Annotated in this window: 10 protein-coding genes and 1 pseudogene; 8 read left to right on the forward strand and 3 right to left on the reverse strand. The window is 46.7% G+C overall.

Features of this window, described 5'->3' with window-relative positions:
* Positions 1–210 precede the first annotated feature (210 nt).
* Positions 211–1,059: a GNAT family N-acetyltransferase gene (locus BM283_RS08970; protein WP_090692200.1), complete on the reverse strand. Its 849-nt coding sequence runs from the start codon at positions 1,057–1,059 to the stop codon at positions 211–213.
* A gap of 45 nt (positions 1,060–1,104) precedes the next feature.
* Here BM283_RS08970 and BM283_RS08975 point away from each other — a divergent pair, with 45 nt between their 5' ends.
* The 8 genes from BM283_RS08975 (at position 1,105) to BM283_RS09010 (ending at position 9,923) form a co-directional block, all read left to right on the forward strand.
* Entirely contained in the window at positions 1,105–1,371 is a 267-nt protein-coding gene (locus BM283_RS08975; protein WP_090692202.1) for a hypothetical protein, read from the forward strand.
* A gap of 397 nt (positions 1,372–1,768) precedes the next feature.
* A complete protein-coding gene (gene earP, locus BM283_RS08980; RefSeq protein WP_368086418.1) occupies positions 1,769–2,962 on the forward strand; it encodes an elongation factor P maturation arginine rhamnosyltransferase EarP in 1,194 nt (397 codons plus the stop codon).
* A gap of 159 nt (positions 2,963–3,121) precedes the next feature.
* Positions 3,122–3,679, forward strand: a complete 558-nt coding sequence (gene efp, locus BM283_RS08985) for an elongation factor P (RefSeq protein WP_046849733.1) — start codon at positions 3,122–3,124, stop codon at positions 3,677–3,679.
* Positions 3,680–4,168: 489 nt separating this feature from the next.
* A complete protein-coding gene (locus BM283_RS08990; RefSeq protein ID WP_175492077.1) occupies positions 4,169–5,044 on the forward strand; it encodes a class I SAM-dependent methyltransferase in 876 nt (291 codons plus the stop codon).
* Positions 5,045–5,863: 819 nt separating this feature from the next.
* Entirely contained in the window at positions 5,864–6,619 is a 756-nt protein-coding gene (locus BM283_RS08995) for a protein-L-isoaspartate(D-aspartate) O-methyltransferase (protein WP_090692206.1), read from the forward strand.
* 9 nt (positions 6,620–6,628) lie between these two features.
* Positions 6,629–7,987, forward strand: coding sequence for an APC family permease (locus BM283_RS09000; RefSeq protein ID WP_090692207.1), 1,359 nt, complete (start codon positions 6,629–6,631; stop codon positions 7,985–7,987).
* Between the two features lie 428 nt (positions 7,988–8,415).
* Positions 8,416–8,718 carry a hypothetical protein gene (locus BM283_RS09005; protein WP_139225228.1) on the forward strand — a complete coding sequence of 101 codons (303 nt, stop codon included), beginning with the start codon at positions 8,416–8,418 and terminating at the stop codon, positions 8,716–8,718.
* Positions 8,719–8,723: 5 nt separating this feature from the next.
* Complete coding sequence (locus tag BM283_RS09010; protein WP_139225229.1) at positions 8,724–9,923, forward strand: glycosyltransferase; 1,200 nt, start codon at positions 8,724–8,726, stop codon at positions 9,921–9,923.
* 245 nt (positions 9,924–10,168) lie between these two features.
* Here the strand turns inward: BM283_RS09010 and BM283_RS09015 are convergent, their stop codons facing one another.
* Both BM283_RS09015 and BM283_RS09020 read right to left on the reverse strand, forming a co-directional pair.
* The gene (locus BM283_RS09015; protein ID WP_090692214.1) at positions 10,169–11,467 is read right to left on the reverse strand and encodes a hemolysin family protein; all 1,299 of its coding nucleotides are present in this window, start codon (positions 11,465–11,467) and stop codon (positions 10,169–10,171) included.
* Between the two features lie 88 nt (positions 11,468–11,555).
* Positions 11,556–11,731: pseudogene (locus tag BM283_RS09020) on the reverse strand (IS1595 family transposase); the annotation flags it as partial.

The raw sequence follows: 11,731 nt of genomic DNA on the forward strand, positions 1-11,731 counted from the left end.
AATCCAAATTAATGTAAATAAGCAAAACGAAATTATTGATTGTGGATTACCATAGTTAAGTATACCATGTCAAAGATTAGATTGCTTATTCCATTTTCGAATCAAAGCTGACGTGAAGGCGAGCAGCAGACAGTATCAATAATACGGCAAGGTGAGGTCGATAAAGTCAGTTGTGATTTAAAAGTGGAATTAGATAGCATCTAATATAAACTAACCTAATTCGAAACTGGTCACGCCGTATAATCGGTCAGTATCTAAGGCAGGAGCTTGCTGAGTGTACATTCTTGCTGTCTCAAAAACTGGCTGCATCTTATGGCGCCGAACTAATGTAAATGCATTGGGATTTTGTTCCATAATATCCAGAAAAACGGGCTGCTCTGCTCTTACATTTGCTTTCAGTGCTAGAAACAGTGTTTCAGCGAATATAGGACTGTCTGCGAATAATGGAGCAATTTTATAACCAACGCGACAAGCTCGAATGACTCCATAGGCAACGAGCTTATCTTCATGAATAACACCAAGTGCCACGCTATCTGGTTGAGTAAGCCACAATTTTAGAAATGCGGCTCTGTCAGCGGGAAAAAATGCTGAGTCGTATAAATTAATCTGCTTAAAAGGAATTTCTGTAAGTTTAATCAGGCCTGAATTATTTGGAGCTTTGCCACCTGTTAGCCCTTGATAACGAATATTATGATAGGCCAGTTGAAAACCGTATTTTTTATAATTGTTCAACTGGGCGAGTACGCCATCCAATCCAATATTGCAACCTTTGAGATACTCCAATCCCGCATGCATAATTCTGCTGCCATAACCCTTGCCACGATATGATTCTTTAACAATATAAAGTCCAACAAAGCCAAAGGAGTTGCTGTATTTAACAGCGGATAAAAAGGCTACAGGTTCATTATTAAGTAAGCCTAAAAAAAAGCCGTTATTATCGGCTGCGTAAAAACAATCGCTATCATGCAAGCCAGGGTTCCAACCTTCAGATGCAGCTAATTCAATCGTGAAATCTAACTCTTTTTGGGTCATCCTTTTTATAATGTACGTATCGTTCATGAAATTCTCTTTTTGTGTTGGGTTTGCGTATAAGGCAGATCAAGTTTGAAGTACAACTTTTATAAGATTAACGAGAGACAAGCTGCGATAACATCCGAGTTGCTTGAAAAGGTGCTTCTTATATTCTGGCACAGTGGAATCGCGCTATATTCTGACGGGCGACTATCAACTAAACCTGCTGAAGGGGTAACAGAAAGGATTAATAATGTGCTACTTTCTCACCAGCACAAAGGTCACACTGTAACACTTGGTAATGCCAATAAATTTGCAGAACATGAAACTATCGCCTCAGAGCTGGAAGCTGCCATTTAGCTTGCGCCCCCCGACCATTCATGAGAGCGAGGATGGAATGAGAAATAGTAATGGCTTAAATCTTGCTACGATAGTATTTCTCAGTAATATGAAATTGACTGATAAAGTATCTGGATTTAGAGAGAGCGCATGAAGTGTGTTTCGGTTTATCGGTAAGTTATACCAGATAGTCATCAAAAGTTATACTTCGAATTAGGACCCACGTGTTGAAAAAGAGGTTTATTCCACCATTGTACCAAGTACACTCGTCCTTATTGCATCTTCGACCAGGACGAATTTCTACCGTTAATGCACGTGCTGATAATAGAATAGGAAGGAGCTATTCTAATCTAAAAACAGCAGATAGAGTAGAGCAATACAAAATACTGCAGAAAACTCTTTATCAACTACAAATTTGATGATGCGTTGGGATATTTTTTGTCGTGTCATAGATAACTACGGCGACATCGGTGTATGTTGGCGATTGGCGCGGCAATTAGTGGCAGAGCATGGCATTGCAGTACGGCTGTGGGTGGATAATGTAGCTAGCTTGCAGCGCATTTGCCCGGATGTTGATGATTCCCAGGAGGTGCAAAATTGTCGAGGAGTAGAAGTGCGGCGCTGGACTGAGCCATTGCCAGACTTGGCACCGGCTGATGTAGTGATTGAGGCATTTGGCTGCGAGTTGCCTGAGAATTATGTGGCGGCGATGGTGCCCACTGTATCCCATTCTACAGATCAAGCTCAGAGCAGGCTTTCTCTTGCGAGAGGAAAGGTAACGCGCGTATGGATTAACCTGGAATACTTGTCGGCAGAGCAGTGGGTAGAAGGTTGTCATGGTCTCCCTTCGCCGCATCCGTACCTCCCGATGATCAAGCATTTCTTCTTTCCCGGTTTTACTCCCATGACGGGTGGGTTGCTGCGAGAAAAAGGACTGCTAATGCAACGGGATGTGTTGCAGCACAATCTGGCAGAATTATGGTGTCAGCTTGACCTGCCTTTGCCTATTTTCTCCGAAACCACCATTTCGCTGTTTTGCTATGACAGTGCGTCGATAAGCAATCTACTGGACGCTTGGGCGGCCTCAACCACAGCGATACGTTGTCTGTTGCCAGAGGGCAAGGCATTGGGACAGGCAGCGAACTGGGCTGGACGAACAAGTCTGGCAGTAGGCGATAGTGTGCAGCGCGGCAATTTGCTCTTGCAGATCATTCCTTTCTTGCCACAGGAGCATTATGATCTCCTGTTGTGGGCGTGCGACTGCAATTTCGTACGCGGTGAAGACTCCTTCGTGCGAGCGCAATGGGCAGCGCGGCCTTTGATCTGGCAAATTTACCCGCAACAGGAAAATGTGCATCAGATCAAGCTCGATGCTTTCCTGTATCGCTATTGCCAAGGATTAACAGAAGAGGCCGTTGCCGCACTGTGTACTTTTCACCATAACTGGAACAGCGGTGGATGCTTGGATTGGGATGATTTCTGGCAGCATCATGCGGAGTTGCAAAGCCATGCCGCAGCTTGGGCCGGGCAGCTTGCGCAGCTTATCGATCTCGCATCCAATTTGGTGAGTTTTTGCAAGAATAAACTGTCCTGTAAGAAATTGAATTTTTAAGCGGAATAAGAGGCAAATAAAAATTTTAATGAATTATCTGTTTGATAAATAAGAAATAATTATTTATAAACATGCTTCATATAATAAGAGGAATTGAATTCTTAAAAGTGCTCAGAGTATAATAGAAATATTTATCACCCCTAGAATTATTAGATTTAGATGAAAACAGCCCAGGAACTTCGTGTAGGTAACGTGTTTATGGTTGGCAACAGCCCTATGGTTGTGCTGAAAACAGAATTTACCAAATCCGGCCGCAACTCTTCCGTAGTAAAAATGAAATTCAAGAATCTGCTCACCGAATCACCCAGTGAAGCAGTGTATAAGGCAGATGACAAATTCGACATCGTTGTGCTGGATAAGAAGGAGGTTACCTATTCTTACTTTGCCGAACCCATGTATGTTTTCATGGATGCTGAATACAACCAATATGAAGTTGAAGCAGAAACTATGAGCGACGCGCTCAATTTCCTGGAAGATGGCATGCCTTGTGAAGTGGTTTTTTATAATGATAAGGCTATTTCGGTTGAACTACCCAACTCGGTAGTACGCGAAATCACCTATACCGAACCCGCCGTCAAGGGCGATACCTCCGGTAAAGTAATGAAACCTGCTAAAATTGCCACCGGCTTTGAATTGCCGGTACCGTTGTTCTGCGAAATCGGCGACAAAATCGAAATTGATACCCGTACGCTGGAATACCGCAGCCGCGCCAAGTGATTTTCCCCACCTACAACAGAAATAACAAAGGAGCCATAGGCTCCTTTGTTATTTCTAGAGTGTGAATACACGACATTTCTTAGATCAAAAGAAAATATAGCAGCCACGTAAATTTAATACCTCGTACCTCATTATTCGTTAAAGCATTGGCCAAATTTATGTTTGGACGTGATAGTTTAATTTGCCAATTTATCCTCTGGTAATGGCGAAATAATAATCAAGCGTTCTTCTGAACAAAGATCCTATAAAAGAATCAAAAATAAGGTCAAAGAAGCTATCGAGATAATACTGAACGATAAAAGTTGGAGTTTGAATGTAATATCCAACAGAACGTCATTAAGCTTCAAGTGATCTTCGGTAATCTCAAGAAAGCTATTATATTAAAGACAAAAGGAGTGTTGCTGAGTTTTTGCCGCTCCTGGTTTCATGGTGCTCCCCTGTTCTGGGGGGGCGATTTTCGATCTCTTGATTGTCAAAAGGGAATTCATAATGAGAATTAGGCCCACTACGATCACAAACTTCGCTAAGATGGCGACGAGCAGTATATACCAGAGAAAAGAAGACGAAACAGCGAACAGTGAAATTTATGACCAGATAGCAGCGGGTTATGACAATGATTACGGTAGGATCTTTAAGCGCGTCAAGCATGAGATTGAAATTCAACTTTCACAGCTGCCTTTGGTTTCTCCTTCGATTATCGATGTGGGGACTGGTACGGGTGAAAATATTCTGCTGGCAGAAAATATTTTCGGATCATTGAATAAAGTATACGGTATCGATATTTCTCATAAGATGCTGGAAATTGCCAAAGAAAAATATCCTCCAATGCAGATTGTCCAAGCTAGCGCACTGACCATGTCGAATTTCATACATCATAAAGCTGATGTGGTTTTTATTCACTTTCTCTTGTCATATGTATCCATAGATAAACTCTTGCCGCTCGTCTCAGGATTGCTTAAGCCAGAGGGGTATATCTCAGTAGCATCCTCTCTTCTCAGTTCATGGCCTAAAGGGCAAAGACTCGGTATTCCACTGGGATTAAGTCCCAGCTCTGCTAAGCATTACATACCGAAGAGTTCTCAAGAATTGAGGAGCAAGCTGACCGATTTCGGATTTAAGGAGATTGATTCTGTCGAAATCCGCAAGCGCATGATCTTCGATTCTATCAATGAGGGTTATCGATTCGGTTTCGAACAGGGCTGGATCTATCAACTATTTGAGCTATTGGACTGCGCGGGTAATCCGAAGAAATTCGCTAAAGACTGGGGTCATATCATTCCCTATGATGATGAAATCCATATCCATATAGGCCTCTATAAGAAATCTAAAACAAGGAAGGGGAGAGAGGAGCTGCTTCACCTTTAACGGGATGTTCTCGGTCAAATAGCTATATAATTCCATTTCTCAATCCATACTGACTTTGTCGGCTTCACCTAACCGTAATATTTATCCTGTCTACAGCTCGCCTTCGTATCATTCTGAGATGCCGTCTCGGTATGAGGCGTGCCAATACTCAGTGATTTCTTCAATAGAAATGAGCTTTAGATCACTGATTGCAAAGTTGCTGCAGCATGATGGTGATCGCCTTGGGCAAAGCAAAGATTGCTCGATCCTTGATTCCAGTTGCTTGTAGGAGCATTCGTCGATCATCCATAGCGCTTTTATGATTCTTGCTTTGCTGCAGCCCCTTCATTCCACAAAACTCAGCATACCTCAGTCCTCTTATTGGCCTTTACACGAACTCCGGGTACATTTGGGCAAACATATTCACTTTGTTTGTGGAATTAGTCGGTATTGCAGGCGCAATTACATTACTTTACCGGATCCAAGGGTAGCTTCTCCCAAAAAATTTAATTGTTGGAGTTACATAAAGAGGAGGATGGCTAATTGAATCCTCTGGGTTTTTCAATGAATCAATAGTTTAAGCCGAGCTGCGGTGCCGGATTTCTTCTGTTGATGAACACACCCTGCAACTCTACCGGTGATAGGTGTGTCAATCGACTCCAGCAATCGACAAAGATTGAATTACTCTATTCATATGAGAGATTTTTGGATCGTTTAACAGAAAGTGTGTTCCAACTAATTAACTTTATATATTTCTTACTTTAATAGAGAATAACTTTTATTTCTCGACATAGGCTTGCCCATTCTTCTAAATTTCATAATTTGGATACCGTATCTCTTATGAACTCATCAGCTCGCGCGTTGATATCATTATGGATAGTCAGCATCCTGTTGATTCACAGTCTGATTGCTCTTACCGGATGCAGCGGAGTTTCACGAGAGGACTCGCGGCTCAAAGATCCTACGCGTCAAACCGAACGCGACAGTATGGTGGATGAACAGATCATTCCTCAGGGAATTAAGGACCCGAAGATCCTGAGTGCAATGCGCCATGTTCCTCGCCATAAGTTCGTTCCCTCCGGTTACTCTGATCTGGCCTATTATGACATTCCTCTCCCGATCGGCCACGGCCAGACGATCTCGCAACCTTCTCTTGTTGCGCTCATGACCGAAGCGCTGGCATTGGAAGGAGCCAAGAGAGTGCTTGAGATAGGAACCGGTTCAGGATACCAGTCTGCGGTTTTGGCTGAGATTGTGCCGGATGTCTTCACCATAGAAATCGTCCAGCCCTTGGCGACAAAAGCCGCGCATACACTGGCAGAGCTGGGTTACCGCAACATCCACGCACGCGTTGGTGATGGCTATCGAGGCTGGCCTGAAGAAGCGCCTTTCGATGCCATTATTGTAACCGCCGCACCCGATCATGTACCGCAACCGCTCCTTGATCAGCTCGCGGTTGGGGGGCGGCTGATTCTGCCAGTTGGCCGCGACTACCAGACCCTGGAGCTCCATTACCGGACTGCTAAAGGCTTTGAGCGCAAAATCATTACGCTCGTGCGGTTTGTCCCGTTAGTGCGCGAGAGACAACCAGAGTAGATCGTGGAGATGGAGAAATCTAAGCAAGATCCGTCTACACTTCCCCGACACATCGGCTGGTTTACGGCTAGCTGCGTCCTTGTCAGTAGTGTGGTCGGCACGGGCATTTTTACCACTACCGGCTTCATGGCCCGCGACCTCGGCCATCCTGGTGTGATCCTCTCGGTTTGGCTGGTAGGAGCGCTGATCGCGCTCGCAGGGGCTCTCTCTTATAGTGAGCTGGGCGCGGCCTTTCCTGTCGCCGGCGGAGAATATACATACCTGCGCCGCGCCTATGGGCCATTCCTCGGATTTCTAAGTGGATGGACGTCTTTCACCATCGGCTTTAGCGCTGCTATTGCCGCAAGTGCCATGAGCTTTGCTGCTTACTTCCTCCAACTCCTTCCGCTTAATGGCGAGGGAAGGTGGCTATCTACAGCCTTAGCCTTAGCCCTCCTCTGGTCCATTACAGGTTTCCACCTCGCTGGCGGTGGAGCAGGAGGCGCTCTCCAGCGCAGCCTGACGGTGCTGAAGATGGGAGCCATTCTCTTGTTCATGGTAGTAGGGCTAATGTTCGGAGCGGGCGACTGGGCACATCTTATTCCCACGGATACTCAGCCTGCCTTCAGCATGGGAGCTTATGTCGTGTCATTGGTTTTTGTGCTCTATGCCTATTCTGGCTGGAATACCGCGGCGTATCTGGCGGGAGAAATTACTGATCCTGCCCGTACTATTCCCCGCACGATGATTGGCGGGACCCTTTTCGTGGCATTGCTTTATCTCATGCTGAATGGATTCTATTTTTACGCTCTGCCGGTGACAGAGCTAGCTACGCCACCACTTTTGCCCGTTGCCGATAAAGTTGCGCGAGCCATGCTGGGCCTCGAAGCCGGCCAATTTGTAACTGTCATCTTGTGCCTTTCAATCGCAGGAGCTGTGAGCGCCATGGTGTGGGTCGGATCGCGCGTCTACTATGCCATGGCACAAGATGGGTTGATTCCCTTCGTCTTTGCGAATACCTCTGGCAGGCAATGTACTCCGTTCAACGCTATTCTGCTGCAAAGCCTCTGGGCTTCAGCCTTGATTGTATCGGGGAGCTTCGAGCAATTGGTAATTTATAGCGGTTTTGCGTTGGTGATTTTCAGCGCACTCGCAGTCGGTGCAGTATTGATTCTACGTCGACGGGAACCGGATTTGCCCCGCCCTTATCGCACGCCTCTTTATCCGTTTATTCCCGCGTTCTATGTGTTGGTGTCAATCGTCATAGTTGGGAGCGTGCTTTATGAACGGCCGTTAGAAGGAGGGGTGGGAATCGCGACCGTCTTAGCTGGGACGCCACTATACTTACTCTGGCATCGATTCCGTCGTATCGGAAAAAAGGGCGCGTGACTTGCAGCAAGGATGCAGCCTTAACCACATTAGGGCGCCTCTAAAAATTCAGAGTTCTAACCAAGACAATGCGAGAACAAAAAATGTTTCCTTACCTATCACTGATAGGTAAGGAAACATTTTTGTGAACAACGAAGTATGATGGCGAAGCGGGGTAAGCAGGCAATCCGTGAAGCGGATGCTCGCAAATATGGATTTTTAGAGGTGTCCATTAATCAAAAAACGCTTACTTCGAATGCGTTGATCGGTCGCTAAGTTCAATGCTGCACCCATATGGTGCCGTATCATCGACATCTAAATTTACCTGGAGTATAGTTTATTCCAGAGTAGTCTCCCTTTAATAACCATTTGATTTAAACGTGAGCGCTTATACTACTCTGAGACAACTAATAGCAAGAGTAACTCCTAATTCATGGGGAGAAAGGGTGGTGTCTATATCTTCTCTGCATCGAGGCGTTGCACACGACATCAGATGCTATAAACCTCGCGATTTTCGCGACAAAAAGTCTGATCAGTGTACCGTTTGTGCTTATCCTGATAATTTATCTCGATTTCAAAGACACATTGGACTGACGTCCAATTTTCTTGCACTGATTGCTTCATATTTTGTTGTCGCATACTTACCCACTAGAGGGTATGGTGATTGGTATTTTGGAGAAGGGCGCGCGAACGAAATTGATGAGGTGTGCGCTTCTGCTAAAGCGCTACCTGTTGCTCCAAGAGATTATTGATCGTGGTGTCCCTGCCGATTCGTTCGCTCGCTTTGATTGTGCGCACACTCGAGGGAGGGGGGATGCAGCGCATTGTTTTGCAGTTGGCCGAAGCCTTTGCGAGGAGTGGTATCCAGGTGGAGGTCGTAACGGGCCATGGTGCTGGTGGAGCAACAGGCAAGCTACTGTCAGGCATGAGTATTCGATATCTACCCCGCAGCAATATACTCACCAGTAGCCTTGCATTGCTCCAGGCGCGTCCTCATGATGTGCTCCGATTGTTGCCCCTCTTGACACCGCTGAAACCGGATATGTTCTGGCGCTTGCCCGCATTGATAGAGTATCTGCGTACTGCCAGGCCTGACGCCGTTCTGGCGGCAGGAACCCAATCCAATCTCGCGGCTATTATCGCGCGCGCTGCCGCCGGCCTGCCTGCCAGGCTGGTAGTCAGCGAGCACAATACATTGTCAATCGTGGCGCACCGTGGCCACGGCCTGTTTCGACGCGCTTATCCGCGACTCGTGCAGCGCTTTTACCTAGAGGCAGACGCGATTGCTGCCGTATCCCGCGGGGTGGCACAGGACCTGGCCCATACAGCGCACCTCCCCGAGGAATTGATCACGCTGGTCTATAACCCTGTCGATGCCGAAAGAGTGGTTCGTGCCGGCCAGATGCCGGTTGAGCACCCCTGGCTCACCGATCGCTCACGTCCACTCATTCTCGGCGTCGGGCGCCTGCACCGCCAGAAGGATTTTCCTACGCTTATCCGTGCCTTTGCTATTGCGCGCAAGAAACGCGATCTGCGACTGGCAATTGTGGGTGAGGGCAGCGAGCGCAGAATGCTCGAAACATTATCTCATCAGCTTGGCGTGCAGGACTACGTTCTCCTGCCTGGCTTTGTCGACAATCCCTTTGCCTGGATGAGTCATGCCTCACTATTTGTCTTGTCCTCAGCATGGGAAGGTTTTGCGCTCGTGCTGCTCGAAGCGTTAGCAAGCGGCTGTCCCGTCATCAGCACCGATTGCCCGAATGGCCCCCGTGAGATCCTGCAGGATGGAACCTATGGCACGCTGGTGCCAATCGGAGATCCTGAAGCCATGGCACGTGCGATGCTTGCGACCTTGGCAGCTCCGCCAGATGCAGCATATCTACAAACACGTGCTGCTGAGTTTTCAGTCGACGCGACCGTCGCGGGTTACCGCAGGCTGTTGGAGAGTGCAGAGTAGAGGTTGTTAAATTCGTGGCCCTTAAATAAAGTATTTTGGGGATTTTACCTCTTGGAAGAAGTAGAGAGAGGGGTACGATCCAGATAAGAAAAAGGACTTACGATAGAATATAGAATATGGACGCGTTGAAGAGCGGCTGCCCAGACTACCTTGCTCACGGCTTAATCATTTTACAAAGGTTCATGGGTGTGTAAGTGATAAAAGTTAAATTACCATTCGGGCGTCTTGCTTTGTCTTCATGTGCCTTACTTTTTTTCATCAATAGCGGGTTTAGGCGCTGCCAGTACTTTATCGATGCGAAAACCATCGAGGTCAACGATTTCAAAAATCCAGTTTTCCCACTCACACCGATCACCTGTTTGTGGGATTTTTCCCAAAAGCAGCATCATCATGCCACTTAACGTGTGATAGCGTCCGCGCTCTTCTTCCGGCACTGCATTTATCTTGAGTCGGTCTTTAAGTTCAGGAATCGGGATCAGACCATCAAGTAGCCATGAGCCATCGTTGCGGGGGACTGCCCAGGATTCTTCAATTTTGTGCGGCACGAATTCACCGGTAATCGCTTCCAAGACATCTTGCAACGTCACGATGCCCTGTACCTCGCCATATTCATCGACCACGATGATCATTTGCATACCGGAATTCTTGAATTCCTCCAGCAGTTCCATTCCCGTGAGTGACTCCGGAACGAACACAGCAGGTTGCAAATCTTTGATGAGATTTGGCTGCTCACCACGCAGGGTCTGTGCCAGCATTTGGCGCGCGCTCGCTATCCCCAAGACATCATTCCAGTTGCTACGCACCACAGGGAAGCGAGAATGTGGACTCATCTCAAAACATTGCAGATTTTCTTCCAGGCTTTCATTGGCATCGAAATGGATGACTTCACTGCGCGGCACCATAAGCGACGCGATCTGGCGATCATCCAGGCGAAATACGTTTTTCATCATTTGGTGCTCTTGCTGCTCGATAACACCCGTTTGTGAGCCTTCTTCCAGAATCAGATACAGTTCTTCTGCCGTCAGCGGTTGCCGGCCAATATCTTTAATACCAAACAGGCGCAATAAGAGTTGCGTGGAAGTCGAAAGTAGAAATACAAAGGGCTTGGCCAAGGTCGCAAGTAACATCATGGGGCGAGCCACCAGCCGTGCAATCGATTCGGGATTAATTTGCCCTAAACGCTTAGGAACGAGCTCGCCCAGCACGATAGAAAAGTAGGTGATAGTTACGATCACGAGGCCGGTAGCCAGATAACCGGCATGAGGCGAGGCAATACCCAGCGTGGTGAGGCCGGTACTCAAAGGCCCGGCTAAGGCTGCTTCACCGACAATACCGTTCATGACACCAATCGAGGTAATACCGATTTGTACGGTGGAGAGAAATTTAGTGGGATCGTTGCCCAGTTCCACAGCAACTTTGGCAGCATGATCGCCTGCATTGATGAGCTTTTGCAGGCGGGCCTTGCGAGCCATGACAAGCGCAATTTCAGACATGGCAAAGATGCCGTTAAGAATAATAAGCCCAAAAAGTAGCGCAATTTCCATAATAAGAGCGCCCAGTTGCGCCCAGGTATTAATAAATGAATAAATAATGAGACAGTAATAAAAATTATTAATTTAGGGTCTTAGGAAGTTAAAGCGGGTTTAGACGTAATAATTTAAGAATTTGAAGATAGAGATTATCATGTCGATGATTAAAACGAAATTCGGTTTCTTTCAAGTGAAGATAAAAAGTATGCTCAGGCACGCCATTGAATTTTGCCAAACGTCTTTTTGCGAAACTCCAGAAAGATTCGATACCGTTAATAT

It is taken from the genome of Nitrosomonas sp. Nm34 (assembly GCF_900113925.1).
Classification (GTDB): Bacteria; Pseudomonadota; Gammaproteobacteria; order Burkholderiales; family Nitrosomonadaceae; genus Nitrosomonas.

What these genes read in the sequence shown, in the direction of transcription:
- BM283_RS08970 (WP_090692200.1), bottom strand. Translation starts at nt 1,059, where the DNA reads ATGAACGATACGTACATTATAAAAAGGATGACCCAAAAAGAGTTAGAT.
- earP (WP_368086418.1), top strand. Translation starts at nt 1,769, where the DNA reads ATGATGCGTTGGGATATTTTTTGTCGTGTCATAGATAACTACGGCGAC.
- efp (WP_046849733.1), top strand. Translation starts at nt 3,122, where the DNA reads ATGAAAACAGCCCAGGAACTTCGTGTAGGTAACGTGTTTATGGTTGGC.
- BM283_RS08990 (WP_175492077.1), top strand. Translation starts at nt 4,169, where the DNA reads ATGAGAATTAGGCCCACTACGATCACAAACTTCGCTAAGATGGCGACG.
- BM283_RS08995 (WP_090692206.1), top strand. Translation starts at nt 5,864, where the DNA reads ATGAACTCATCAGCTCGCGCGTTGATATCATTATGGATAGTCAGCATC.
- BM283_RS09000 (WP_090692207.1), top strand. Translation starts at nt 6,629, where the DNA reads ATGGAGAAATCTAAGCAAGATCCGTCTACACTTCCCCGACACATCGGC.
- BM283_RS09015 (WP_090692214.1), bottom strand. Translation starts at nt 11,467, where the DNA reads ATGGAAATTGCGCTACTTTTTGGGCTTATTATTCTTAACGGCATCTTT.